The organism is Sphingopyxis witflariensis (assembly GCF_002205635.1).
Classification (GTDB): domain Bacteria; phylum Pseudomonadota; class Alphaproteobacteria; order Sphingomonadales; family Sphingomonadaceae; genus Sphingopyxis; species Sphingopyxis witflariensis.
Genome location: NZ_NISJ01000001.1, coordinates 114413 through 137947, shown reverse-complemented (window position 1 = coordinate 137947; position 23535 = coordinate 114413). Strand labels below are relative to the sequence as shown.

The following is a 23535-nucleotide window of genomic DNA, read 5'->3' as shown; positions in this document are numbered from 1 at the left end:
ATGATATCGGTATATCATGACTCGCATCCTCGCCGATCTGCCTGACGAAGACATCAAATGGCTCGACCAGCTCGCCGCCGAGCAGGGAAAGTCACGCGCTGCGGTCTTGCGCGAAGCGGTCGCGGCCTATCGCCCGCAATCGCCGCTCGACTGGATCGAGGCCGGATTCGGTGCGTGGAAGGACCGCGATGATATCGGCGACGCCGTCGAGTGGCAGCGGCGTGAACGCGCTGGGTCGACGCGCCCTTGGGACCCCGACTATCCTGAGGTGCGCGCTGAATTCCCCGATCTGTTCGATGACGAAGATGACCGCGAGCATGAGATTCACAAAGCGTGGATGGCCAAGCACGGCATGAAGCTTGGTGATGGCTATCCTGGCATCGAAAAGGCGCTCCAATTATTTGCTGACGCCGATGAGAAGGCAAAGCGCAAGAAGCGCGACAAGAAGTGAGCGGCTTTGCGTTCGACAGCAACATCCTCATCGACCTGCTGCGGGGCTTTCCCGAGGCGCGTGTCGAACTGGAGCGCGCCGCGCAAAGGAACCGGGTCTGGATCAGCCGGGCGGTGTGGATAGAAGTTATGTCCAAGGGGGAGGGTGACGGCCTTCGCCGCGCCGAAATTCTTCTGTCCGGTTTCGGTGTCGACGAAGTCGATGCCGAGATCGGCGAACGCGCGGCGGCGCTTCGCCGTGAACGCCCGCGGCTCAAGGCCATTGACGCCATCATTCTCGCCACGGCGCTCACGCGCGGCAGGGTGCTGATTACCCGAAATACCAAGGATTTTCCGGCGAATATGCCGGGTATCCGCGTCCCTTACACGCTCTAAGACGAAAGCCTGACCACATGTGCGGAATTATCGGAATTGTCGGCATAACCCAAGTCGCCGACCGGCTGGTCGAAGGCCTGAAGCGCATGGAATACCGCGGCTATGACAGTGCAGGGGTCTGCACCGTTCAGGACGGCCAACTGATCCGTCGCCGGGCTGAGGGCAAGCTCGGCAATCTGGTCAAGGAACTCGCGGGCAATCCCGCCCCCGGCCTGATCGGCATCGCCCACACGCGCTGGGCGACCCACGGCGCGCCGACCACCAGCAACGCGCACCCGCATGCGACGGGCGAGGTCGCGCTCGTCCACAATGGCATCATCGAGAATTTCAAACCGCTCCGCGAAGCGCTGACGGCACGCGGCCGCAAGTTCGAAAGCGAGACCGATACTGAGGTTGTTGCGCATCTCGTCTCCGAACAGGTCGAGGCAGGCCTGTCGCCGCAGGATGCGGTGCAGGCCGTGCTGCCGCAACTGCGCGGCGCCTTCGCGCTCGCGATCGCCTTTCGCAGCCATCCCGACATGCTGATCGGCGCGCGCCTCGGCTCGCAGCTCGTCGTCGGCTATGGCGAGGGCGAAACCTATCTCGGCAGCGATGCGCTTGCGCTCGCGCCGCTAACGCAGAAAATCGCCTATCTCGACGAAGGCGACTGGGTCGTCATCACGCGCGAAGGCGCGCAGATTTTCGACAGCGAAAACAATCCGGTGACCCGCGAAGTTACGACGTCGGGTCTCACTGCCGCGACGATCGAGAAGGGCAATTACCGCCACTTCATGCTGAAGGAGATTTTCGAACAGCCGACCGTCGTTGCCCAGACGCTCTCCTCCTACATCCGCCCGCTCGAACAGACGGTGGCGCTGCCGCAGATGGATTTTGATCTCAGCAAGATCGACCGCATCACCATCGTCGCCTGCGGCACCAGCTTCTACGCCGGGATGGTCGCCAAATATTGGTTCGAACAATTCGCGCGCGTCCCCGTCGATATCGATGTCGCGTCGGAGTTCCGCTATCGCGACCCGGTGCTGCAACCCGGCGGGCTCGCGCTCTTCATCTCGCAGTCGGGCGAAACCGCCGACACGCTCGCGGCGCTGCGCCATTGCAAGGCGAATGGCCAGACGATCGCGGTCGTCGTCAACGTGCCGACCAGCAGCATGGCGCGCGAGGCCGACCTGCTGCTCCCGACCCACGCCGGCCCCGAAATCGGTGTCGCCTCGACCAAGGCCTTCACCTGCCAGCTCGCCGTCCTCGCCGCGCTCGCCGCGCATCTCGCGTTGAAGAAGGGCAAGCTCGACGCCGCGCAGGAACGCGAGATCGTCAAGCATCTGATCGAGGCCCCCGCCGCGCTCAACGCCGCGCTGGCGCATGACGAGGAAATTGCCGCAATGGCGCACCTTGTCGCCCCCGCGCGTGACGTGCTGTATCTCGGCCGCGGCCCCGATTATCCGCTCGCGCTTGAAGGCGCGCTAAAGCTTAAGGAAATCAGCTATATCCACGCTGAAGGCTATGCTTCGGGTGAAATGAAGCACGGCCCGATCGCGCTGATCGACGAAGCCGTCCCGGTGATCGTCCTCGCGCCTTCGGGGCCGCTGTTCGAAAAGACCGTCAGCAATATGCAGGAAGTCATGGCGCGCGGCGGCAAGGTTGTGCTGATCAGCGACGCCGAAGGCCTCGCCGAAGCCGGCGATGGCTGCATGGCGACGATCGAAATGCCCAAGGTCCACCCGCTGATCGCGCCGCTGGTCTATGCGGTGCCGGTGCAGTTGCTGGCATACCATGTCGCGGTCGCCAAGGGCACCGACGTCGATCAGCCGCGCAATCTGGCGAAGTCGGTTACGGTGGAGTGAGAGTCAAGGAGCTTGGCATCGGGACTGGTCTCGCGGCCTGCATGTTGGCGGGATGCAGTGCCCCCGACCGCTGCAAGGCCTTTCCGAAAAGTCTGAGTGAAATGCCGGTTCGGATCTGGGGGTTGCCAAAGGCGGACTCGGAAATTTTACCTGTCCCCGCAAAATTGCTTATTGAGAGCTGCTATCCGAAGACTGATTACGGCTACCCTGGCTACCCGATGATCGAAGAAGAGGTCAGGGCATATGGCCAAGACAAACTTATCATATCATACGAGCATGAGGGTGTGTCTGACACACGGGTAGCGTTCGTCGTCAATCGCAGCGGTCAGATAACGTCTGTGTTCCAGTACGGCATGTGAAGATTCTCGTTGCCAACGACAGCGAATTGCTGCCGTTATTTTAGCCGCCGATGACATCACTCCGTCCCATTCACCTGCGCCAGGATCGTCGCCGCAATATCCTCCAGCTCCCCCGCGATGAGCAGCGGCGCACCGCCGACCATGCCGACTTGCGTCTGGCCATTTTCATAGGCACGGAGCCACGCGACATTCTCTGCGACGACCAGATAATTGCCGCCGCGTGATTTGAGGGAAATGAATTTCACTATGCTGTCTCCTGATGTTCGACCCTTTGGGCCGAAGATGTTGCATATGGATAAACAGGGAGCGTTTTTGTGAGTTTCGCCGCGATCATTTTCGATTTTGACGGCGTCATCGCTGACAGCGAGGTCCGCGCGAACAGGACGCTCGCCGAAAGTCTTGCCGCGATCGGCCTGCCCACGACCTACGAAGATTGCCTGCGCGATTATTGTGGCCACAATTGGCAGGAAACCGAACGCCGCATCGTCGCGCGCCTTGGCCGCCCGCTGCCGACCGACTTTCGCGAGCGGCACCGCGAACGCGCGCTCAGGATGTTCGCCGACGGCTTCGCACCGGTCCCGGGCGCACCGGAATTTCTACACACACTCGGCGACCGCCCGCGGGCAATCGCCTCGTCGAGCAGCCCCGCCTATATCGCCGCGTCGCTGGGTCGCTTCGGTCTCGCGCATCATTTTGGCGACCATGTCTACAGCGCCGACGGCTGGGATCGCGGCAAGCCCCACCCTGACATCTATCTCGCCGCCGCCAAAGGCCTCGGCGTCGATCCCGCCGCGTGCCTCGCGATCGAGGATTCGCCGACCGGAGCACAAGCGGCGCTCGCGGCGGGGATGAGTGTCATCGGCTTCTGCGGGGCAGGGCATATCCTCGACCGCGCAGCGCATGGCGAAGTGCTGCACGGCGTCGGCGTCCATCATGTGGCGCTGACCTTCGATGAAGTCGCAAAGTTGATCCTCCCTGTCGCGTAGCGATGGGGAGGGGGACCGCGCCCGTAGGGCGGGGTGGAGGGGCCGCGACGGTAGCGCCCATGCCCCTCCGTCAGCGGCTACGCCGCTGCCACCTCCCCATGCCTGCGGCACAGGGAGGATTGAGAAATCCCTGTCCTACAAAATGCGGCTGCGTTAGCTTCGCTCCATGCCTACAGTCCGGCCTCTTCGCATCCCTCACGCCAATACGCGCAATGTCGGCGCTGTCTGTGCGGCGCCCCGTCCGACACGTAAATCCCGAATGAAGTTGCGCAGTTTTCCGTCACTTTGCGAAACGGACATTTGCCTTCGTCATCCCGGGCTTGACCCGGGATCCGCCTTCCTTTCGGCGCGCAGGGAGCAAAAAAGGCAAGCTCCGGGTCAAGCCCGGGGTGACGAAGGTGGGAGCGCCACACAGCTGCGCCCGCAAAGCGATTTCCGAATGAAGTTACGCAGTTTTCCGCCATTTTCGAAATCCACCCCATCCAAGGAGAGCCCTCATGTGCGATGAAAATACCGAAGCCGAACGCGACCGCGCGGGCATGCCCGTCGCGCGCCGCAGCTTCACTGCGCTCGCCGGCGCCGGCGCGCTCGCCGCGTCGCTTCCCGTTCGGGCGATGGCGGGCAAGTCGGTGAAGGGTCGCGACGTCAGCATCCAAACCGCTGACGGCACCGCCGACGCCTATTTCGTCGCCCCGGCGACCGGCAAGCATCCCGCCGTACTCATCTGGCCCGATATCCGAGGTCTGCGTCCTGCGTTCCGCCAGATGGCCGACCGGCTGGCGGGCGAAGGCTATGCCGTGCTCTGCGTGAACCCATTTTATCGTTGGGAAAAATCGCCCGTCGTCTCCGCGACGAGCGACTTCAACGATCCTCCCGTGCGCGAGCGGCTGTTCGGCTATCTGAAGCAACTGAACAAGACGCTCGTCGACACCGACGCCAAGGCGCATCTCGCCTTCCTCGACGCGCAGCCCGAGGTCGATACGAAGCGCAAGATCGGCACCACCGGCTATTGCATGGGCGGCGCGATGACGATCTTCACCGCGGCCCTGAAACCCGATCGCGTCGGCGCGGCGGCGAGCTTCCACGGCGGCGGAGTCGGCACCGACAAGCCCGACAGCCCGCACCTGCTAATCCCCGGCACCAACGCCGGCTATCTCTTTGCAATCGCGGCCGATGATGACGAAAAAGCGCCGAACGAGAAGCTGCGGCTCAAGGCCGTCCTTGAACCCCGCAAGCAGTGGCATGAGGTCGAGGTCTATGCGGGAACGATGCACGGCTGGTGCCCGCCCGACGGCCGCGTTTACAACGAGGCGGCGGCCGAAAAGGCGTGGAGCCGGATGCTCGAACTGTTCAAGGCGAGCCTGTAGGATTTTATCAAATCGACTCCCGTTCGCATTAAGCCCTTCGACTGCCCGCAAGGCTCGATGCGAACGGATAATATCAGCATTTGCTCAGTGCGCGTGCGCGCCGCCGCTTGCGGCATAGCTTGCATATACGCGCTGACCGCCGGGACCAAAGCTCATCACCTGATAGGCTTCGCGGTGGTCGCCATGCTCCATTCCGGGCGACCCCATCGGCATCCCGCCCACGGCCAGCCCCTTCACGCCTTTGGGCTTTTCGCGGAGCAGCCGCGCGATTTCCTTGGCCGGAACATGGCCCTCGATCACATAGCCGCCGACGAGGACGGTATGACAGCTACGCAGCGCTTCGGGCACGCCCTGCTTGTCCTTCACCGCAGTCATGTCGGCCGCGTTGACGACCGCAACCTGCTGTCCGAACGAGGCCTTCACCTGCTCCAGCCATTTGAGGCAGCAGCCACAGCCCGCGTCGCGAAACATCGTCGGATCGGCGGCGTGCGCGGCGCCAATGGCACCGGTGAAAGCGGCAAGGGCGAACAGGATGCGGCGGGCGGGGGACATGGAAGGTTCCTTTCTGATGATCGGGTGAGGATAGCGCGGACAATGCGCCGCGCAAGCCCTTCACCCCATGGGATAAAGGATGTCGCGGCTCACCCGGTGGAGCGCCGTCATCACATCCCTAGGCAGCACCAGGTCGATCGCGGCGAGGATCGGATCAAGCTGGTCGTCGGCGCTGACCCCGACGATTGTCGAGGCGACGAAATCATGCTGCTTCGACCATGCCGTCGCCATCGTCACCGGGTGCAGTCCCGCCTCTTCGGCGATCGCCAGATAGCGCTCGGTCGCGGCAAGGCTTCTTTCGTTGACGAAGCGCAGCCCCATCTCGCGTTGGCGGCCCTCCATCTTCAGATATTTCGAGAAGCGCGCGCCGTCGGGGGTCGCGCCGCCCTGATATTTGCCCGACAGCACGCCGCCGGCGAGCGGCGAATAGGGGATCAGGCTGACGCCTTCCTGCCGGCACACCTGCTTCAGCTCATCCTCGAAACGGCGATTGTTCAGGCTGTAATTATTCTGGATGGTCTGGAACCGCGCTACGCCCAGCTTGTCCGACGCCGCGAGCGATTTCATCAATCCCCAGCTCGTTTCGTTCGAACAGCCAGAAATGCGGACCTTGCCGGCGCGAACCAGTTCGTCGAGCACGTCCATCACCTCCTCATAGGGGGCGTCGGGGTCGGGCCAGTGGGTCTGGTACAGGTCGATATAGTCGGTCTGAAGCCGCGTCAGGCTGTCGTCGATCGCCTTCATGATATTGTGGCGATCGAGCGCGGTCATCCCGCCGCGGCATGGCGATTTGAACCAGAGCTCGCTCGATCCCGATACCTTGGTCGCCAGGATGATCGCGTCGCGATTCTTGGTCTTCATCCAGCGGCCGACGATCTCCTCCGTGCGGCCGACCCATTTGATGTCGGGCGGGACCGGATAGCCTTCTGCGGTGTCGTAGAAATTGATCCCGGCTTCGAAACAGCGGTCGAGAACGCGAAATGCCGTCGCTTCGTCGGCCTGACTGCCGAAGGTCATCGTCCCCATGCAGATGTCGGACACATGGATCGCGCTTTTGCCCAGGCGGCGGTTTTTCATGGCTCTTCTCTCCGGTCAGGAAGGGGAAGCGCCGTGCATAGGTTGCGTGGCGTGGGCTTGCAATCAGATGAGCAGTGCAAGCGACCCCACCAGCAACGCAGCCATCGTCCAGTTGAAAATACGCAGCCGCGCGGGGCTCGACAACCAGCCACGCAGCACCTGCCCCATCACCGCCCACAGGCTGGTCGAGGGCAGGTTGATGATTCCGAACACGACCGCGACGAGCAGCACCGCGACGATGTTACGATCGGGCGCATAAAGTGCGATCGCGGTCAGTGCCATCGACCAGGCCTTGGGATTGACCCACTGGAACAGCACCGCCTGCATGAAGGTCATCGGCTTCCCGCTGCTGCTTCCCGCGGTGTCGGGCGCGGCGGCATTGGCGATTTTCCACGCGAGCCACAACAGATAGGCGACGCTCACCACCTTCAGCACGGTGTTGAGGATCGGGAACAGGTCGAACAATCCCATCAGCCCGACGCCGACCAGCACGATCATCAGCGTAAAGCCGATCCCGACCCCCAGTGCGTGCGGCACCGTCCGGCGCAGACCGAAATTGGCGCCCGACGACATCAGCATCAGATTGTTCGGCCCCGGCGTGATCGACGAGACGAGGGCAAAGGCGGAGAGCGCGAGAAGCGTGGTCTGGTTCATGCGCGCAACATAATGCGGTTTTGGCGGCGAGGTGTTGCAAATATGACCGTGCAAAAGCTATGTCATGCAACCTATGATCGATATTGATGCCATTGGCCGCAAGATATTGCGCGAGCTGTCGCAGGACGGGCGAATCTCGAACATCGAACTTGCTGATCGCGTCGGCCTGTCTCCCTCGGCGTGCCTGCGCCGGGTGCAGGAACTCGAACGCAGCGGGGTGATCAAGGGCTATCGCGCCCGGATCGACCCGGCAAAGACCGGCGCGACCTTTATCGCTTATGTCACCATCGGCCTGTCGAGCCACACCAAGGATGCGCAGGAAGGTTTCGAAGCCGCGATGGCGGTCGCGCCTGAAGTCCGCGAATGTCACAACACCACCGGTGCGATCGAATATCTGCTTCGCGTCGAGGCGGCGGACCTTGCCGCTTACAAGCATTTCCATACCGAGGTGCTCGGCGTGCTGCCGCAAGTCAACGCGATCACCACTTATGTGTTGATGGATTCGCCGAAGGATGAGCGGGCCTGATTTCCCTCCCTGTCATTGCGCGGAGCGAAGCGACGCGGCAATCCAGAGCGCGCGTAATCCGCTCTGGATTGCGTCGCTTTGCTCGCAATGACGATCCATTGGGGCGGAGTGACTTGAATGCGGCACCGGCCCACCGCATATCCGTTGCATGGTGAAACTCTCCTTCCTCGACCTCGTCCCCGTGACTGACACCGGTTCGATCTCCCAATCTCTCGCCAATGCGGCCGATCTAGCGAAACATGCCGAAGCGCTCGGCTATCATCGCTTCTGGGTCGCCGAACATCATGGCATGACGGGCATCGCCAGCGCCGCGACGTCGGTGGTGCTCGCGCATATCGGGCAGGCCACCTCGACGATCCGTATCGGCGCCGGCGGCATCATGCTGCCCAATCACGCGCCGATGGTGATCGCCGAGCAGTTCGGGACGCTCGAGGCACTGTTTCCCGGACGGGTCGATCTGGGACTCGGCCGCGCGCCCGGCTCGGACGGCGTCGTCGCCCGCGCGCTGCGCCGCAATCTTGCGAGCGACGAGCGGCAGTTCCCGCAGGATGTCGTTGAGCTTCAGGCCTTTCTCGCTGGCGACGACCGCCTCGGCATCCGCGCGGTGCCGGGTGAGGGGACGAATGTCCCGTTGTGGCTGTTGGGATCCAGCACGTTCGGCGCACAACTCGCGGCGATGCTTGGGCTGCCCTATGCCTTCGCCAGCCATTTCGCGCCCGACGCGCTTGACGAAGCACTCGAAATCTATCGTCGCCAGTTCAAACCTTCGGCACAATTGGCCGAGCCCTACGCCGCCGCTGCCTTCAACGTCTTCGCCGCCGACAGCCACGAAGAGGCCGAATTGCTCGCCTCGACCCAGCAACAGGCGTTCGTGGCGCTGCGCACCGGCAATCCAGGGCGGATGAAGCCACCGCTTGCGGGTTATAGGGACAGCCTTCCGCCCAATGCGAAGGCCATCCTCGATCATGTGCTGCAATGCTCGGCCACCGGAACGGTCGACGATGTTGCGGCGGGGTTGAAGGCGTTTGTCGCACGGACCGGGGTTGATGAGGTGATCGTCGCGTCGTCGATGTACGACCATGACGCGCGCAAACATTCGCTTGCGCTGACGATGGAAGCGGCGCGGGCGCTTTAGCGCCCCTTATGTTGACGCGGATCGGGCAGGGACGGTATAGGGTCGGTCCGACCAAGGGCGGCCCATATGGGGTCGCCTTTTTACTTTAGTTCGAAGTCTGAAAGGTGCCTGTCATGTCGATCACGCCGCTGATGCCCGTATACCCCCGGTGCGCAGTACGTCCGGTCCGCGGTGAAGGCGCATATTTGTTCGGCGAACGAGGCGAGCGCTATCTGGACTTCGCCAGTGGCATTGCAGTGAACCTGCTCGGTCACGGCCATCCCCATCTGACCAAGGCGATTCAGGATCAGGCCGCGACGCTGATCCATGTGTCGAACCTTTACGGCAGCCCGCAGGGCGAGGCCTATGCCGCGCGGCTGGTTGAGCACACTTTTGCCGACACCGTCTTCTTCACCAACTCAGGTGCCGAGGCGGTCGAATGTGCGATCAAGACCGCGCGCGCCTATCATTCGAGCGCGGGCAACGCCGAAAAGCATAATCTCATCACCTTCAACAATGCGTTCCACGGGCGCACGCTGGGGACGATTTCGGCGACCAATCAGGAAAAGCTGCGCAAGGGTTTCGATCCGCTGCTGCCCGGCTTTGCCTATGCGCCGTTCGACGATCTGAACGCCGCCCTCGATCTGGTCGATGACAACACCGCCGGCTTCCTGATCGAACCGATACAGGGCGAGGGCGGTATCCGTCCGGCGTCGCAGCCCTTCCTTCAGGCGCTGCGCGACATTTGCGACAAGCGCGACCTGATGCTGGTCTTCGACGAAGTGCAGTGCGGCGTTGCGCGCACCGGCTCGCTCTATGCCTATGAAGAATTTGGCGTCGTTCCCGACATTCTTGCAAGTGCGAAGGGCATCGGCGGCGGCTTCCCGATGGGCGCGTGCCTTGCGACGGAAAAGGCAGCGCGCGGCATGGTAATCGGCACCCATGGCTCGACCTATGGCGGCAACCCGCTGGCAATGGCGGCGGGGCAGGCGGTGCTCGATGTCGTGCTGGAAGAAGGCTTTCTCGATCAGGTCAAGGCGACCGGCGAACGGCTGCGCGGTGCGCTCGAACAACTGATCCCGAACCATGACAATCTGTTCGAAAGCGTGCGCGGAATGGGCCTGATGCTCGGCCTCAAGCTGACATCGGACAGCCGTGCTTTTGTTGCGCATCTGCGCGACAATCACGGCCTGCTGACCGTGGCCGCGGGCGAGAATGTCGTGCGGGTGCTGCCGCCGCTCAACATCGAGCAGGCCCATATCGACGAATTCATCGAGAAACTGTCAGCGGGCGCGGCGAGCTACACGCCGCCCGAAGTCTGATGCGGAATTTCCTGAACCTGTCCGACGCGGGCGGCGACGCCGTCGCGGCGATGCTCGCTGACGCCATCGATCGCAAGGCCGCGCGCGCCGGTTGGCCGAAGGCAAAGCCCGACGCTGATAAACCGCTCGCCGATCATGTGCTGGCAATGGTGTTCGAGAAAAACTCGACCCGCACCCGCGCGTCGTTCGACATCGCCATCCGCCAGCTCGGCGGTGTGCCGATGATCCTCGATGCGGGGACGAGCCAGCTCGGTCGCGGTGAAACCATCGCCGATACCGCGCGCGTCCTGTCGCGCTATGCCGATGCGATCATGATACGCACCGACGATCATGCCAAGATCGAGGAAATGGCCGCGCATGCGACCGTTCCCGTGATCAACGGCCTGACCGATCTGTCGCATCCGTGCCAGATCGTCGCCGACCTGCTCACCATTGTCGAGCACGGCAAGGCGCTGCCCGGGCTCGAGCTTGCGTGGCTCGGCGATGGGAATAATGTCCTCTCGTCGTTGATCGAGGCGGCGGGGCTGTTCGGTTTCAATATCCGCGCGGGCTGTCCGCAAGGCTATGATCCCGATGCCAGCTTTGTCGAGGCGGCCCGTGCCAAGGGCGCACGCATCGATATCGTCCGCGATGCGCGCGAAGCTGTTGCCGGCTCCGATCTGGTCGTCACCGATACCTGGGTGTCGATGGGGCAGCAGCATGCGCACAACAAGCTGGCGGCCATGGCGCCCTATCAGGTCGACGATCAACTGATGGCGGCGGCAAAGTCCGATGCGTTGTTCCTGCACTGTCTGCCTGCGCATCGCGGCGAGGAAGTGACCGACACCGTGATCGACGGTTCGCAGTCGCGCGTCTGGGACGAGGCCGAAAACCGCGTCCATGCGCAAAAATCCGTCCTGCTTTGGGCGCTGGAAAAATTGTGAGCCGACAATCGTGAGCGAAATTATCGAAACCTGGTTTGACCAGCCGCTGGTCTTCACCATCGCCGCGCGTCATGTGCGCGGGCGTTTGGTGCGGCTGGGACCGGTGCTGAACACGATCATCGCGGCGCATAACTATCCGCCGGTTGCCGAGAAATTGCTCGCCGAAGCGCTGGTGCTGACGGTCCTGCTCGGATCGACGCTGAAGGACGAAAGCGGGCAGTTGACGCTGCAGGCGCAAACCGGTGGCGGCCCAATCGAATTGCTCGTGTGCGATTATCGCGGCGGCGAGCTGCGCGGTTATCTGAAATTCGACGCCGAGCGGCTGGCCGAGGTTGGGTCCGACCCGACGCTGTTCGCGCTGTTCGGCGAAGGCTTTCTTGCGATCACCTTTGACCAGGCGACCAGCGGCGAACGCTATCAGGGCATCGTGCCGCTCGAGGGCACGTCGATCGGAACCGCCGCCGAACATTATTTCGAACAATCCGAACAAATCCCCAGCCTGCTCAAACTCGCCGCGCGCCATGATGCCGAGGCGGGCTGTGTCGCGGGCGGATTGCTGCTCCAGCATCTTCCCGAAGGCGAGGTCGATCGTGACCGGCTGCATCTGCGTCACGACTATCCCCAATGGGATCATGCGCGGACGATCGCGGCGACGCTGAAAGACGAAGAACTTACCGATCCCGCGACGTCGCTCGAGACGCTGGCATGGCGGCTGTTCCACGAGGAAGAGGTACGCGTCGCGCCGGGCGTGACGCTTTCGCGCGGCTGCCGGTGCAGCAACGACTATTTCGCGGGCGTGCTGGCCCAGTTTCCCGAGGCGGAGCGGCAGGACATGGCCGACGACGCTGGAAATGTCGTCGTCGACTGCGCCTTTTGCTCGCGCATATTCCCGATTCCATTGGAAGAAATCGCGACGCACAGCTGACGGCGGATTTACAGTGGAGCCTTGCTGACGACAAGGCGAGGCAATCTGGCGCCAAGCGGTTGAAATCACGCACCCCGATTGCTACCTTGTGTCAAACAGGGTCGCAATTTCGTTCGCTTTCGGGCGACCAACGGACAGGTGGAAATGGCGATCTTCTCTCCCTTCATGCGATGGACTTTGGCTGTTTGCGCGCTCGCGGTCACCCCGGCAGTTCCCGCGCAGGCGCCCTCGCTGACGATGCTCGACCGGCTTGAAAAAGGAAGTTGGCAGTTGCGCGAGCGCGGCAAGGACGCCGTGTTGCAAACGATCTGCGTCGGCGATGCGCGGCGGATGATCCAGGTCTATCACCCGCGCTCGAACTGTTCGCGCTATGTCATCGAGGACACGCCAACGTCGGTGACGGTGCATTATACCTGCCCCGGCGCGGGGCATGGCCGCACCAGCATTCGCAGCGAAACCAATCGACTGGTGCAGATCGACACGCAGGGCATTGCCGACGGCAAGCCTTTTTCGCAGTCGATCGAGGCTCGCCGAACCGGCGGCTGCTGACGGACATCTTATCGGTAAGCTGAGGTTAACCCTTCATGTCTAAACAGGAGGGGTGACACATGGATGTGTGTCCGTCTCCCTAAACGGCTTCATGCCGACCTGGGCCGTATCGCGAAAGCCGTGCGGCCCATTTCTTTGGTGCGCTGCAACAAGCCGCCTCTTGCGCGGTCTTTGGCGCAGGCGTATCGGGCGCCCATGCAAGATATTTCCGGAAAAACCCTGATCGTTCTTTTGTCGGGCGGACTCGATTCGATGGTCTGTGCGGGCCTCGCACGCGAAGCGGGTGCGCGGATCGTCGCGCTGACGATCGACTATAACCAGCGTCACCGCGTCGAACTGGAATCGGCGGCGCGCATTGCGAAGAGCATCGGCGCGGCCGAACATATCGTCCTGCCGCTCGACCTGCGCCGCTTTGGCGGCTCGGCGCTGACCGCCGATATCGACGTGCCGAAGGACGGCATGAGCAGCGATGTTCCGATCACCTATGTCCCGGCGCGCAACCTGATTTTCCTCTCGCTGACGCTCGGTCTGGCCGAAGCGCGGCAGGCGCAGGACATCGTCATCGGGGTCAATGCGCTCGACTATTCGGGCTATCCCGACTGCCGCCCCGACTTCATCGCGGGGTTCGAGGATCTGGCGCGGCTCGCGACGCGCGACGGCGATATCGGCGTCGCCTTCCGCATCCACGCGCCGCTGCAATATATGACCAAGGCCGATATCGCGGTCGAAGCGACGCGGCTGGGAATGGACGCGGGGATGAGCTGGTCCTGTTACGATCCAACCCCCGAGGGGTTGCATTGCGGCCTCTGCGAAAGCTGCCGCTTGCGGAGCAAGGGCTTCGCTGACGCTGGCATCCCTGACCCGACCCGCTACGCCGCCGGGGTCTGACCCATGACCTATGCCGTCAAAGAGATTTTCCTGACCCTGCAAGGCGAAGGTGCACAAGCGGGTCGACGCGCTGTTTTCTGTCGCTTTGCCGGATGCAATTTGTGGACGGGGCGCGAGGTTGATCGGGCCAAGGCCGTGTGCAAATTCTGCGACACCGATTTCGTCGGCACCGACGGCACGCTGGGCGGAAAATATGCCGATGCCGCAGCGCTGGCGGCGGTGATCGCCGAAAATTGGGGCGAGGGCTTCGACGACCGTTATGTCGTGCTGACCGGCGGCGAACCGATGCTCCAGGTCGACGAGGCGCTGATCGAGGCGCTCCATCGCGAGGGTTTTACCGTCGCGATCGAATCCAACGGCACGCTGGCGGTCCCGCGCAGCATCGACTGGATCTGCATCAGTCCGAAGGCCGGGAGCGAACTCGTCCAACTGAGCGGCGACGAACTAAAACTGGTCTGGCCGCAGCCCGGCAGCGATGTCGAACGGCTCGCGGAGCTCGATTTCGAGCATCGGCTGGTTCAGCCGCTCGATGATCCGAATGCGGCGGACAATGTCCAGCGCTGCATCGATCTGGTGATGGACGACCCGCGCTGGCGGCTGTCGCTACAGGCGCATAAGAGCCTGGGGCTGCGATAAGCGCGACTACTCGCCCTTTTTGGCGGGCTCGGTGACGGTTTTCTGGACGGCTGGGGCTGCGACCGCATCGACGGTTGCCGTTTCATCCGCGGCTTCGCCTTCATCCGCAGCATCATCCTTGGATTTCGTTGCTTCCTTTTTCGTCCCATCGTCGGGAACGCTGTTGTCTACCGCCGTGCCGTCGCTTGCCGCATTGTCGAGGATGATCATCGAATCGCTGATCGAGCCTGGCTGAACCTCGACGGCATCGAGCTTGGCCGTGGACTTGCCAGCAGGATCGCCGCTGCCGCAAGCCGCGAGAGAGAGAAGGAAGAGCGAGGAGATAAGGGTGCGGGTCATGTGCCGTTCCTAATCCTTCGCTCGGAGCTTGTCGAGAAAGGCGGGCAGGGCATCCGTCAATGCGGCATCAACGTCGGCAAAACCAGCCGTCTTGCCTAAAGCGGCAAGGCTGGTGACGGGGAATTCGGCGATTCCGCACGGAACAATGCCGCCGAAATGCGTCATGTCGGGCGCGATGTTCAGCGAAAAACCGTGCATCGTGACCCAGCGTTTCACGCGCACCCCGATCGCGCCGATCTTGGCCTCGCGACCGTAAAGATCGTCGGTCCAGATCCCGATGCGACCGTCTGCGCGGCGGGCTGCGACTCCCAGCTGAGCTAGCGCGTCGATCACCCAGCCTTCGAGTGCAGAGACATAGGCACGCACGTCGCGTCCGCGTTGCGTGAGGTCGAGCTGGACATAGCCGACCCGCTGGCCTGGACCATGATAGGTATAACGTCCGCCGCGTCCCGCGTCATACACGGGAAAACGCGGATCGAGCAGTTCGGCGGGATCCGAGCTCGTGCCAGCCGTATATAGCGGGGGGTGTTCGAGCAGCCAGATGCGTTCGCAGGCCTCGCCCGCGTGGATCGCGGCCGCGCGCGCTTCCATGTCGGCAAGCGCGGCGGGGTAATCGGTAAGGCCCGGTGAAACGGTCCATTCGGGTTGCGGTAGACGGCTCATTGCGCCGCGTCCTGCCCGCCTATGTCAACAAGTGCAAGAGGTGCAGCTCTAATCGAGCCACAAGGCTGGACAACCGGGATCAAGCGCGTCAGGCTAACATGCACAACAATCAGGTGGAAATGGAGTATTGATGCCGAAATTCGACATGGGTGCAGCTTGGGACGACAGCAAATTATTGTTGCGTTCACATGGCGCGCTGACCGGCACGATCGCCGCCGTTTTCCTGTTCCTGCCGACGCTTGCGGTCAGCTGGTTCGGACCAACGCCAATTGCCCCCGCCGACGGAGCGAATTTGGAGCAGGTCATGGCCGCGTTTCGTGAAAATGCGGCGCAGGCCGTTCCCTATCAGCTTCTGGTCAGCATTGTTTCAGCGATTGGCGGCGTGGGAATTTTGCGGCTGTGGTTGTCGCGGTCGGGGACCAGCGTCGGTGACGCGCTGCTCTTTGCGATCAAGATGATCCCGACGATGATCGCCGTTCAGTTGATCATGGGCGTCGCGCTCGGCCTTGGCGCCTTGCTGCTTCTCATGCCGGGTATCGCTGCCGGCGGCGGCGCGATCGCCATGCTGCTCGTACTGATTGGTTTGGTTCTGCTTGTTGGCCTCAGCGCCTATTTCTGGGGGCGGCTTGCCGTTGTTTCGCCGGTCATCGCCGACCGGGAGGTGCGTAACCCCATCACCGCGATTCAAGCCGGCTGGGCGCTGACGAGGGGCAATGGCTGGCGGATTTTCCTGTTCATGTTTCTGGTCGCTCTGGTGATCGTGATAGTTGCGGCGCTGGTTGGCGGCCTTGTCGGGGCTGTGGCGGGAACGGAAGACGGAATCGGGCGCATCCTGACGGGATTGGTTCAGGGTGTGGTCGCCGCCGTTGGCGGACTCATTTCGGTGGCGATTGCTGCTGCGACCTATCGCCAATTGGCGGTGCGCGGCACTTTTGAATGAGTGAGGATCAAGCCGGTATGTGGTTCGGGAATAGGGGAGAGCAGCGATGAATAAAATCAGTATCGGTCAGGCATGGTCCTATGCGACCAGCTTTTTCACCGGGCAAGGCGTCCATCACGCCATTGCCTTGATTGGGGTCGGGATCGTCGTTCCGCTTATCCTGCAGATCGCGATTGGCGGCGGAGCGGTGCTGTCCGATCCGATGAGCTTTGCCACCGACGGCGGAATGATGGCGATGGGGGCCTTCGCGATACTGGTCGGTTTGCTCAACTATGTCCTCCAGACGGGCAGCTATTTCGCATCATGGCGGATCGGGCTGACGGGCGGAGCCGAGCCGTTGGGGGCCGCGCTGGGCTATGGTCTGGTCGCGGCGCTGCCGTTGCTGCTGCTTGGCTTCGCCGTCGTGGCGGTGCTGGGGCTTGTTGCGTTCCTGGTCTTTGGGAGTGCGCTCGCACCGATGATGATGGGCGAGCAGCCCAGCCAGGCTGCGATCGCTGGCACCGGCATGCTTCTTTTGCTGCTGATGCCGCTCTTCTTTCTGTTCATGCTCTGGCTCGCTGCGCGCCTTTGCTGCACCGGTCCGGCGATGGCCGACCGACGGACGTTCAATATATTCACCGGGATAGGCGAATCATGGCGGATGACCGCAGCGTCGCAGTGGAAGATTATCGCCTATTTCATCCTGCTCGGCGTGGCCGTCAGCGTCATTGCGATGATCCTGACGATGATCGTTGGGGTGTCAATGTTCGCAGGCGGCGGGGTCCCGAGCGGCGGGGCGATGGTCGGAATCGTGGCAGCTACGCTGCTTCTCGGCATCCCGATGGCCTATTTGCAGGTGGGGGTGCTGGCAGGCATCTACCGTGCCTTGGGGCAGGGTGGTCAGGGCGACGTCTTCGCCTGATCATCTCCTCCAAGGCACAAAGGGCGCTCCGGAAACAGAGCGCCCTTTTGCTATCTCAGCTCCATTTGGCGAGCGGCGGCAGGCTCATCAGGATCGCGTCGATATTGCCGCCGGTCTTGAGCCCGAACAGCGTTCCCCGGTCATAGACGAGATTGAATTCAGCATAGCGACCGCGCCAGATCAGCTGCTCTTCACGTTCGGCATCGGTGAAGGGCTGGTTCATCCGTCGCCGCACAATTTGCGGGAAAATGTCGAGAAAGGCTTCTCCGACCGCTTGGGTGAACTGGAAGCTGCGATCGAACTCGGCATCGTCGCCGGCTTCGAGATGGTCATAGAAAATCCCGCCAACGCCGCGGTGAACGCCGCGGTGCGGGATATAGAAATAGTCATCGGCCCATTTGGCGTAGCGTTCATACACATCGGGACCAAAGGGCGCGCACGCCGCGCGCAGCCGCGCATGAAAGGCGTCGGTATCCTCGGCATAGGGAATTGGCGGGTTGAGGTCGGCGCCGCCGCCGAACCAGCGCTTCGTCGTCACGAGGAAGCGGGTGTTCATGTGCACGGCGGGCACATGCGGGTTCTTCATATGGGCGACGAGGCTGATTCCCGTTGCGAAAAAGCTGGGATCTTCGGCTGCGCCGTGGATCGATTGGGCGAAGTCGGGTGCGAACTGACCGCCGACGGTCGACACATTGACCCCGACCTTCTCGAAAACCTCGCCCGTCAATACGCCGCGCACGCCGCCGCCGCCCGCGCCGGGATCAAGTCCATCGGCCTCACGGTCCCAAGGCGTATAGGCAAAGCGCGCATCGCTGCCCGCTTCCGCCTCGATCGCTTCGAATTCGGCGCAGATTCGGTCGCGCAGCGATTCGAACCATGTGCGCGTCGCCTGCTGCTGGGGGTCGAGCGAAATCATGCCGGAAAGCCTTTCGTCTGTCTGAGAGCTTCGGCGAGCGCGATGCCAGCCGCCACCGCGACATTCAAGGATCGAAAGCTCGCTTGCATAGGAATTGCAACGCGCGCCGCTGCTGCTGCATGGACATGTGGCGGCACGCCTGAGGATTCGGCGCCGAGTAACAGGACGTCATCTGGCGTGAAAGCAAAGTCTGGCAGCGGCGTCGCGCCTGCGGTGGTCAGCAGCACGAGGCGAAGCCCCTCCGCCGCGATCCATGTACCGAAACTGTTCCAGTCGGCATGTCGCCGGACATTGGCGCGCACCGCATAATCCATCCCGGCGCGTTTGAGCGCCTGGTCGGAGAACGGAAAGCCGCAGGGCTCTATTATATGAGCCGGGATGCCGAAGCAGGCGGCGGTCCGCAATGTCGTTCCAACATTTCCCGCAATATCCGGCTGAAACAGGGCAATTTCCATCGCGACCCCATAGCTGTTACGCCAAGCGGAATCGAGGGGTATCGCCGTCGTATCGCTTTGCAGAAAAAAGAAGGGAAATTGACTGTTGGCAAGCCCCGGATGTGCGGCTATCAGGCCCGCAATTCCCGGAGGGGCCGCCGGGACGCGTCGCTTTTGTGCGTGCGCAGTACAGGCGGTCCGACTTTCCGAGAACTTTGTCAGTTCACCCATGCAAGGGCAGTCGAATGGCTAGTGAATCCGAACTCAATGCCGGCATCGAAGATGGCGTGCGGCGCCGGGACTTCATCAATATTGCGGCAGTGAGTTTCGCGGGCGTTGGTGCTGCGACAGTTGTCTTGCCGCTGGTCAACCAGATGAACCCGTCGGCCGACGTGCTTGCGCTGTCGTCGACCGAAATCGACATTTCCGCGATCCAGCCGGGTCAGGCGATCAAGACGAGCTGGCGGAAGCAGCCCGTGTTCGTTCGCAATCTGGTTGCAAAGGAAATTGCCGAGGCCAAGGCTGTGCCGCTCGGCGACCTGCGTGACCCGCAGACGATCGATGAGCGCACCAAGCCGGGCAAGGAAAACTGGCTGATTACGCTGGGCGTTTGCACCCATTTGGGTTGCGTTCCGCTCGGCGCGGCAGAGGGTGAGAATCGCGGCGATTTTGGCGGTTATTTCTGCCCGTGCCACGGTTCGCACTATGATACCGCTGCACGCATCCGCAAAGGCCCGGCGCCGACCAATCTGGTTGTCCCGCCTTATGAATTTACCAGCGACACCGTCGTGACGATCGGCTGAGGAGCGAGATAAGATGAGCTTTCCCTGGGCCAAGCAATATCAGCCCCAGCATCCTTTGATGCAGTGGATTGACGAGAAGCTGCCAATGCCGCGTCTCGTCTATAACGCGATCGGTGCGGGCTACCCCGTTCCGCGCAACCTGAACTATTTCTGGAACTTCGGCGTTCTCGCCGGGGCCGCGCTGGCGATCCAGATCATCACCGGCATCGTGCTGGCGATGCACTATGCCGCCAATGCGGGCGTCGCTTTCAATTCGGTCGAGCATATCATGCGCGACGTGAACGCCGGCTGGTTCATTCGCTACGCGCATATGAACGGCGCGAGCATGTTCTTCATCGTGGTCTATCTCCACATTTTCCGTGGCCTTTATTACGGTTCGTACAAGGCGCCGCGCGAAATGGTGTGGCTGCTCGGTGTGGTCATCTTCCTGCTGATGATGGCGACCGCGTTCATGGGCTATGTGCTTCCGTGGGGCCAGATGAGCTTCTGGGGCGCGCAGGTGATTACCGGCTTCTTCTCGGCGATACCTGTCGTTGGCGAGCCGGTGCGCGAATGGCTGCTGGGTGGCTTTGTTCCCGATAATGCGACTCTCAACCGTTTCTTCTCGCTGCACTATCTGCTGCCGTTCGTGATCCTGGGTGTCGTCATCCTGCACATCTGGGCGCTGCATATCCCGGGTTCGTCGAACCCGACGGGCATTGAGGTGAAGGATGAGCAGGACACGGTTCCGTTCCATCCTTACTACACTGCGAAGGACGGCTTCGGACTTGGCATCTTTTTGCTGATCTTCGTCGCCCTGACCTTCTTCAGTCCGAATATGCTGGGTCATGCGGACAACTATATCCCGGCCAACTCGCTTTCGACGCCGGCGCATATCGTTCCCGAATGGTATTTCCTGCCCTTCTACGCGATTTTGAAGGCCTTCACCTTCAACTTCCTGTGGATTGACGCGAAGCTGTGGGGCGTCATCGCGATGTTCGCTTCGATTGCACTGCTGTTCTTCCTGCCCTGGCTGGACAGCTCGCCGATCAAGTCATCGACCTATCGCCCGATGTATCGCATCTTCTTCTGGATCCTCGTCTTCGACGTGCTCCTTCTCGGCTGGTGCGGCATGCAGCCGGCAGAACAGCCGTGGGTGATCCTGAGCCAGTTGGGTGCCATCTATTACTTCGCTCACTTCCTGGTGATCATTCCCATCGTATCGCGGATCGAGCGTCCGCTGCCGATGCCGAACTCGATCACCGAAGCGGTTCTCGCCAAACACGCCACCGACACCTCGTCGGCTTCGGCAACGGCCTGAGCGCCGGACTTTAATAGGAGCTGATTCAGCCATGGTTCGTCCGCTCGGATTCCTCGTCGGCCTGGGTTTCATCACGGCACTGGTGCTCGCGATCTTCACGACGCCGTTGTCCAATGAACACAACGCCACGCATGACTTCCACAAGCATCCGAAGAAGCTCGCTCTCGCGAGTGACGGTCTGGTGCCCCACTGGGACAAGCAGCAACTCCAGCGCGGGATGCAGGTATACAAAGAAGTATGCTCTGCCTGTCACAGCCTGAACTTCGTTGCCTTCCGCAACATTCAGGATCTGGGCTATACCGAAGGCCAGGTGAAGACCTTTGCCAAGGGCTTCCAGGTGCCGTCGATCAACCCCGACACGGGTGAGCCGGCGACCCGCGATGGCCTGTCGTCGGATCATTTCCCGGCACCCTATGCCAATGAAGTTGCGGCGCGCGCGGCTAACAACAACGCGCTGCCGCCGGATCTTTCGCTGATCACAAAGGCGCGCGAAGGCGGCAAGAATTACGTCTATTCGCTGCTGACCGGCTACCAGAATCCGCCGCAGAATCTGCCGAAGGAACTCGCGCCGAGCACGGGGCTGCACTACAACCCCTATTTCGCAAACCTGAACCTTGCGATGGCGAAGCCGCTGTCCGACGGCCAGGTGACATATGCCGACGGCACGAAGGCATCGGTCGATCAGATGGCGAAGGACGTAACCGCATTCCTCGTCTGGACCGCCGAGCCCAAGCTGGTGACGCGCGTGCAGGTGGGTTGGGCAGCCTTCTTCTTCCTGCTGATCTTCACCGTGCTGACCTATTTGTCCTATCGGAACATCTGGGCTGACAAGAAGCATTGAGACTGGGGAAGGGTGATTATTTTAGATGATCGCCCTTCCGCCCCAGCCTGACCTCGACCTCGCGTCGCTGGTCCGCACGATCCCCGACTTTCCCAAGTCGGGCGTCCAGTTTCGCGATATCACCACATTGATCGGCGACGCGGTCGGCTTTGCCGAAAGCGTGCGCCGATTAAGTGCGTTGGCGGCGGTCCATCGGCCCGACCTGATCGTCGCGGTCGAGGCGCGCGGCTTCCTGTTCGGTGCCGCGATGGCGACCGCCATGGGCCTCGGCCTCGTTCCGGTCCGCAAGGCAGGCAAGCTCCCTGGCGTCACCATCGGGGTCGACTATGAACTCGAATATGGCGTCGACCGGCTCGAACTGCACGAGGGCGCGGTTCTGCCGGGGCATCGGGTCGTGCTCGTCGACGATCTGCTCGCAACCGGCGGCACGATCCTCGCGACGGCCGCGCTGATGCAAAGCGTTGGGGCGGAAGTCGCAGGAGCGCTGTTCGTCATCGATTTACCCGACCTCGGCGGATCGCAGCGGCTGCAGGCCGCGGGCCTCCTTTGCGAGACGCTGATCGCCTTTGACGGCGAATAGGGGAAATATTGGCGGAATCGCGCGAAGGCGAGCGATTCCAAGCTTTCAACGTCTGTTTTCGGGTGGGAAGCGGACATAAAGATCCTCCCTGTCGCGCAGCGATGGGGAGGGGGACCGCCGCCGCAGGCGGTGGTGGAGGGGCAGCGACGTCGGCGCCCATAGCCCCTCCGTCAGCCCTTCGGGCTGCCACCTCCCCATGCCTGCGGCACAGGGAGGATCGAATGGCCGCAACCGGTCGAAAGTAGCCACAGCAAGATTTCGCCGCCAACGGAGCCAGAAATCGCCGTCCTACTTTGTTCCGCCATGCCATTTTTGGGTTGCGGCTCTTTAATCTGCGGGTCGTTGCTGCTCGGTCGCGAGGCTCTGCCGCGCAAAGAAAAGCCCGCGCCGAAGCGCGGGCGATAGCCCCCGTGGCAATCGGGTTGTGCCTAGAAGGGGACCCAGTTCTGCTTCTTGCGGAACTTCATATAGCCGACATTGGCGCCCAGCCGCGCGCCGACGCCGACCCGGATCGGGATCAGGACGACATCGCCGCGGCGCAAATAGCTCGCATTGAATCCGCCGAGTAGATAGGCCGCGCCTTCGCCCGCCGGATAGCGCCTGTACAAATCCTCGCTGTCGAACAGATTGTATACGAGGACGAAAGTGTTGCCGGCATTGGCGCCGGCGTCGAAGCCGATCGACGGCCCGGTCCAATAGGCAGGGAGATCGCCCTCGACCTTGTGGTGGAGCGTTCCCGAGCCATAGCGGACGCCGACGACGAGTGCGCCGCCAGCCTCGCGCCCGACGATATAGGCGTTGGGTTCGCCCTGCTTCTTCAGAATATCTTCGATCAGACCGGCGAGGCCCTGTGCGCCCTTGCCGAATACGCCTTCGGCGGCGCCTATCAGATCGTCCTTCTTGTACGTCGCGCCAGGAGGGGCGGTGTTGGTCGCTGCGGCGGAGTTCGCAGTCGTGTCGTTGGTGCCCGTGACCTGCCCATATTGTTCGTCGCCAGTGGCGAGGTCGCTGTTGATGTCGCTCCCCATCGAATCATCGCTGGTTGGTGCCGGGGAGAGGGCGGGCCTGTCGAGATCGGCGTCGATCGCCGCATTGGGGTCGACTTCCTGCATCTGCGCGGTGGCAGGCATCGGTGCCAGGGCAAGGCCGATCGCCGCAAAAGCCGTGATCGCAAAGCTGCTGATCGTGTTTCGCATAATACCCCCAAAAAACGAACGACGCGCGGCGCCGAAACCTGTTTCAATCATGGCCTGATTTGCCGCTCGAGCAATGAA

General features: G+C 62.2%; 28 protein-coding genes. 19 read left to right on the top strand and 9 right to left on the bottom strand.

The genetic code is table 11. From position 1 onward, the window contains the following. The first annotated feature begins 16 nt into the window (after nucleotides 1-16). Genes CDQ91_RS00760 through glmS form a run of 3 tightly spaced genes read left to right on the top strand, consistent with a single transcriptional unit; the run spans nucleotide 17 to nucleotide 2666 of the window. The gene (locus CDQ91_RS00760; protein WP_088470799.1) at nucleotides 17-451 is read left to right on the top strand and encodes a ribbon-helix-helix domain-containing protein; all 435 of its coding nucleotides are present in this window, start codon (nucleotides 17-19) and stop codon (nucleotides 449-451) included. Then, the gene (locus CDQ91_RS00755) at nucleotides 448-825 is read left to right on the top strand and encodes a type II toxin-antitoxin system VapC family toxin (protein WP_088470798.1); all 378 of its coding nucleotides are present in this window, start codon (nucleotides 448-450) and stop codon (nucleotides 823-825) included. The genes CDQ91_RS00760 and CDQ91_RS00755 overlap by 4 nt, the downstream gene beginning before the upstream one ends. A 17-nt stretch (nucleotides 826-842) precedes the next feature. Further along, complete coding sequence (glmS, locus tag CDQ91_RS00750) at nucleotides 843-2666, top strand: glutamine--fructose-6-phosphate transaminase (isomerizing) (RefSeq protein ID WP_088470797.1); 1824 nt, start codon at nucleotides 843-845, stop codon at nucleotides 2664-2666. Between the two features lie 415 nt (nucleotides 2667-3081). On the opposite strand, the gene CDQ91_RS00740 is transcribed toward glmS, so the two are convergent. Then, nucleotides 3082-3270, bottom strand: a complete 189-nt coding sequence (locus CDQ91_RS00740; RefSeq protein WP_088470795.1) for a hypothetical protein — start codon at nucleotides 3268-3270, stop codon at nucleotides 3082-3084. Between the two features lie 69 nt (nucleotides 3271-3339). Here CDQ91_RS00740 and CDQ91_RS00735 point away from each other — a divergent pair, with 69 nt between their 5' ends. After that, nucleotides 3340-4011 (top strand): HAD family hydrolase, encoded by a 672-nt coding sequence (locus tag CDQ91_RS00735; protein WP_088470794.1) that lies wholly within the window; start codon nucleotides 3340-3342, stop codon nucleotides 4009-4011. Nucleotides 4012-4508: 497 nt separating this feature from the next. After that, nucleotides 4509-5378, top strand: a complete 870-nt coding sequence (locus CDQ91_RS00730) for a dienelactone hydrolase family protein (protein WP_088470793.1) — start codon at nucleotides 4509-4511, stop codon at nucleotides 5376-5378. 84 nt (nucleotides 5379-5462) lie between these two features. On the opposite strand, the gene CDQ91_RS00725 is transcribed toward CDQ91_RS00730, so the two are convergent. The 3 genes from CDQ91_RS00725 to CDQ91_RS00715 all read right to left on the bottom strand — a co-directional run bounded on the left by CDQ91_RS00725 (nucleotide 5463) and on the right by CDQ91_RS00715 (nucleotide 7661). Then, a complete protein-coding gene (locus CDQ91_RS00725) occupies nucleotides 5463-5930 on the bottom strand; it encodes a DUF411 domain-containing protein (RefSeq protein WP_088470792.1) in 468 nt (155 codons plus the stop codon). 60 nt (nucleotides 5931-5990) lie between these two features. After that, a complete protein-coding gene (locus CDQ91_RS00720; RefSeq protein WP_088470791.1) occupies nucleotides 5991-7007 on the bottom strand; it encodes an aldo/keto reductase in 1017 nt (338 codons plus the stop codon). 63 nt (nucleotides 7008-7070) lie between these two features. Then, on the bottom strand, nucleotides 7071-7661 hold the full coding sequence (locus CDQ91_RS00715; protein ID WP_088470790.1) for a LysE family translocator: 591 nt from the start codon (nucleotides 7659-7661) through the stop codon (nucleotides 7071-7073). A 64-nt stretch (nucleotides 7662-7725) separates the two neighbouring features. Between CDQ91_RS00715 and CDQ91_RS00710 the strand changes: the two genes are divergently transcribed. The 8 genes from CDQ91_RS00710 to queE all read left to right on the top strand — a co-directional run bounded on the left by CDQ91_RS00710 (nucleotide 7726) and on the right by queE (nucleotide 14544). Further along, on the top strand, nucleotides 7726-8187 hold the full coding sequence (locus CDQ91_RS00710) for an Lrp/AsnC family transcriptional regulator (RefSeq protein ID WP_237245763.1): 462 nt from the start codon (nucleotides 7726-7728) through the stop codon (nucleotides 8185-8187). Nucleotides 8188-8335: 148 nt separating this feature from the next. Then, on the top strand, nucleotides 8336-9322 hold the full coding sequence (locus tag CDQ91_RS00705; protein ID WP_088470788.1) for an LLM class flavin-dependent oxidoreductase: 987 nt from the start codon (nucleotides 8336-8338) through the stop codon (nucleotides 9320-9322). A gap of 113 nt (nucleotides 9323-9435) precedes the next feature. Further along, nucleotides 9436-10623: an aspartate aminotransferase family protein gene (locus CDQ91_RS00700; RefSeq protein ID WP_088470787.1), complete on the top strand. Its 1188-nt coding sequence runs from the start codon at nucleotides 9436-9438 to the stop codon at nucleotides 10621-10623. Next, nucleotides 10620-11546: an ornithine carbamoyltransferase gene (gene argF / locus CDQ91_RS00695; RefSeq protein WP_088470786.1), complete on the top strand. Its 927-nt coding sequence runs from the start codon at nucleotides 10620-10622 to the stop codon at nucleotides 11544-11546. Before CDQ91_RS00700 ends, argF begins: the two co-directional genes overlap by 4 nt. Nucleotides 11547-11556: 10 nt before the next feature. Then, a complete protein-coding gene (gene hslO / locus CDQ91_RS00690; protein ID WP_237245762.1) occupies nucleotides 11557-12471 on the top strand; it encodes an Hsp33 family molecular chaperone HslO in 915 nt (304 codons plus the stop codon). A gap of 144 nt (nucleotides 12472-12615) precedes the next feature. Continuing rightward, entirely contained in the window at nucleotides 12616-13020 is a 405-nt protein-coding gene (locus CDQ91_RS00685; RefSeq protein ID WP_088470784.1) for a hypothetical protein, read from the top strand. 171 nt (nucleotides 13021-13191) lie between these two features. Continuing rightward, nucleotides 13192-13908: a 7-cyano-7-deazaguanine synthase QueC gene (queC, locus tag CDQ91_RS00680; RefSeq protein ID WP_336579493.1), complete on the top strand. Its 717-nt coding sequence runs from the start codon at nucleotides 13192-13194 to the stop codon at nucleotides 13906-13908. A gap of 3 nt (nucleotides 13909-13911) precedes the next feature. Then, nucleotides 13912-14544: a 7-carboxy-7-deazaguanine synthase gene (gene queE, locus CDQ91_RS00675; RefSeq protein ID WP_088470782.1), complete on the top strand. Its 633-nt coding sequence runs from the start codon at nucleotides 13912-13914 to the stop codon at nucleotides 14542-14544. Between the two features lie 6 nt (nucleotides 14545-14550). On the opposite strand, the gene CDQ91_RS00670 is transcribed toward queE, so the two are convergent. Continuing rightward, nucleotides 14551-14883: a hypothetical protein gene (locus CDQ91_RS00670; RefSeq protein ID WP_088470781.1), complete on the bottom strand. Its 333-nt coding sequence runs from the start codon at nucleotides 14881-14883 to the stop codon at nucleotides 14551-14553. A 9-nt stretch (nucleotides 14884-14892) separates the two neighbouring features. Further along, nucleotides 14893-15546, bottom strand: a complete 654-nt coding sequence (gene lipB, locus CDQ91_RS00665) for a lipoyl(octanoyl) transferase LipB (RefSeq protein ID WP_088470780.1) — start codon at nucleotides 15544-15546, stop codon at nucleotides 14893-14895. Nucleotides 15547-15676: 130 nt separating this feature from the next. On the opposite strand from lipB, the gene CDQ91_RS00660 reads away from it, so the two are divergent. Together CDQ91_RS00660 and CDQ91_RS00655 are read left to right on the top strand one after the other, a co-directional pair. Continuing rightward, nucleotides 15677-16486, top strand: a complete 810-nt coding sequence (locus CDQ91_RS00660) for a hypothetical protein (protein WP_088470779.1) — start codon at nucleotides 15677-15679, stop codon at nucleotides 16484-16486. Between the two features lie 46 nt (nucleotides 16487-16532). Further along, nucleotides 16533-17387 (top strand): glycerophosphoryl diester phosphodiesterase membrane domain-containing protein, encoded by an 855-nt coding sequence (locus CDQ91_RS00655; RefSeq protein WP_088470778.1) that lies wholly within the window; start codon nucleotides 16533-16535, stop codon nucleotides 17385-17387. A 55-nt stretch (nucleotides 17388-17442) separates the two neighbouring features. On the opposite strand, the gene hemF is transcribed toward CDQ91_RS00655, so the two are convergent. Beyond that, on the bottom strand, nucleotides 17443-18303 hold the full coding sequence (gene hemF, locus CDQ91_RS00650; protein WP_088470777.1) for an oxygen-dependent coproporphyrinogen oxidase: 861 nt from the start codon (nucleotides 18301-18303) through the stop codon (nucleotides 17443-17445). Continuing rightward, nucleotides 18300-18758 (bottom strand): tRNA (cytidine(34)-2'-O)-methyltransferase, encoded by a 459-nt coding sequence (locus CDQ91_RS00645; RefSeq protein ID WP_088470776.1) that lies wholly within the window; start codon nucleotides 18756-18758, stop codon nucleotides 18300-18302. The genes hemF and CDQ91_RS00645 overlap by 4 nt, the downstream gene beginning before the upstream one ends. A 224-nt stretch (nucleotides 18759-18982) precedes the next feature. Here CDQ91_RS00645 and petA point away from each other — a divergent pair, with 224 nt between their 5' ends. From petA to CDQ91_RS00625, 4 genes are read left to right on the top strand one after another with little or no spacing between them, the layout of a single operon-like run. Beyond that, nucleotides 18983-19540, top strand: coding sequence for a ubiquinol-cytochrome c reductase iron-sulfur subunit (petA, locus tag CDQ91_RS00640; protein ID WP_088470775.1), 558 nt, complete (start codon nucleotides 18983-18985; stop codon nucleotides 19538-19540). Nucleotides 19541-19553: 13 nt separating this feature from the next. Then, entirely contained in the window at nucleotides 19554-20840 is a 1287-nt protein-coding gene (locus tag CDQ91_RS00635; RefSeq protein WP_088470774.1) for a cytochrome b, read from the top strand. A gap of 31 nt (nucleotides 20841-20871) precedes the next feature. Next, nucleotides 20872-21681, top strand: coding sequence for a cytochrome c1 (locus CDQ91_RS00630; RefSeq protein WP_088470773.1), 810 nt, complete (start codon nucleotides 20872-20874; stop codon nucleotides 21679-21681). Between the two features lie 25 nt (nucleotides 21682-21706). After that, nucleotides 21707-22261, top strand: coding sequence for an adenine phosphoribosyltransferase (locus CDQ91_RS00625; protein WP_088470772.1), 555 nt, complete (start codon nucleotides 21707-21709; stop codon nucleotides 22259-22261). 428 nt (nucleotides 22262-22689) lie between these two features. Here the strand turns inward: CDQ91_RS00625 and CDQ91_RS00620 are convergent, their stop codons facing one another. Continuing rightward, entirely contained in the window at nucleotides 22690-23457 is a 768-nt protein-coding gene (locus CDQ91_RS00620) for a DUF1134 domain-containing protein (RefSeq protein WP_088471381.1), read from the bottom strand. Between the last annotated feature and the right edge of the window lie 78 nt (nucleotides 23458-23535).

Bases quoted from the DNA above. Each gene is read 5' to 3' on its own strand.
- queE (WP_088470782.1), top strand. From the start codon at position 13,912: ATGACCTATGCCGTCAAAGAGATTTTCCTGACCCTGCAAGGCGAAGGT.
- lipB (WP_088470780.1), bottom strand. From the start codon at position 15,546: ATGAGCCGTCTACCGCAACCCGAATGGACCGTTTCACCGGGCCTTACC.
- CDQ91_RS00670 (WP_088470781.1), bottom strand. From the start codon at position 14,883: ATGACCCGCACCCTTATCTCCTCGCTCTTCCTTCTCTCTCTCGCGGCT.
- CDQ91_RS00720 (WP_088470791.1), bottom strand. From the start codon at position 7,007: ATGAAAAACCGCCGCCTGGGCAAAAGCGCGATCCATGTGTCCGACATC.
- petA (WP_088470775.1), top strand. From the start codon at position 18,983: ATGGCTAGTGAATCCGAACTCAATGCCGGCATCGAAGATGGCGTGCGG.
- CDQ91_RS00725 (WP_088470792.1), bottom strand. From the start codon at position 5,930: ATGTCCCCCGCCCGCCGCATCCTGTTCGCCCTTGCCGCTTTCACCGGT.
- CDQ91_RS00710 (WP_237245763.1), top strand. From the start codon at position 7,726: ATGCAACCTATGATCGATATTGATGCCATTGGCCGCAAGATATTGCGC.
- CDQ91_RS00655 (WP_088470778.1), top strand. From the start codon at position 16,533: ATGAATAAAATCAGTATCGGTCAGGCATGGTCCTATGCGACCAGCTTT.
- CDQ91_RS00645 (WP_088470776.1), bottom strand. From the start codon at position 18,758: ATGGAAATTGCCCTGTTTCAGCCGGATATTGCGGGAAATGTTGGAACG.
- CDQ91_RS00700 (WP_088470787.1), top strand. From the start codon at position 9,436: ATGTCGATCACGCCGCTGATGCCCGTATACCCCCGGTGCGCAGTACGT.
- CDQ91_RS00620 (WP_088471381.1), bottom strand. From the start codon at position 23,457: ATGCGAAACACGATCAGCAGCTTTGCGATCACGGCTTTTGCGGCGATC.
- CDQ91_RS00760 (WP_088470799.1), top strand. From the start codon at position 17: ATGACTCGCATCCTCGCCGATCTGCCTGACGAAGACATCAAATGGCTC.
- CDQ91_RS00685 (WP_088470784.1), top strand. From the start codon at position 12,616: ATGGCGATCTTCTCTCCCTTCATGCGATGGACTTTGGCTGTTTGCGCG.
- CDQ91_RS00715 (WP_088470790.1), bottom strand. From the start codon at position 7,661: ATGAACCAGACCACGCTTCTCGCGCTCTCCGCCTTTGCCCTCGTCTCG.
- CDQ91_RS00705 (WP_088470788.1), top strand. From the start codon at position 8,336: ATGGTGAAACTCTCCTTCCTCGACCTCGTCCCCGTGACTGACACCGGT.
- CDQ91_RS00630 (WP_088470773.1), top strand. From the start codon at position 20,872: ATGGTTCGTCCGCTCGGATTCCTCGTCGGCCTGGGTTTCATCACGGCA.
- glmS (WP_088470797.1), top strand. From the start codon at position 843: ATGTGCGGAATTATCGGAATTGTCGGCATAACCCAAGTCGCCGACCGG.
- CDQ91_RS00660 (WP_088470779.1), top strand. From the start codon at position 15,677: ATGCCGAAATTCGACATGGGTGCAGCTTGGGACGACAGCAAATTATTG.
- hemF (WP_088470777.1), bottom strand. From the start codon at position 18,303: ATGATTTCGCTCGACCCCCAGCAGCAGGCGACGCGCACATGGTTCGAA.
- CDQ91_RS00730 (WP_088470793.1), top strand. From the start codon at position 4,509: ATGTGCGATGAAAATACCGAAGCCGAACGCGACCGCGCGGGCATGCCC.
- CDQ91_RS00635 (WP_088470774.1), top strand. From the start codon at position 19,554: ATGAGCTTTCCCTGGGCCAAGCAATATCAGCCCCAGCATCCTTTGATG.
- CDQ91_RS00625 (WP_088470772.1), top strand. From the start codon at position 21,707: ATGATCGCCCTTCCGCCCCAGCCTGACCTCGACCTCGCGTCGCTGGTC.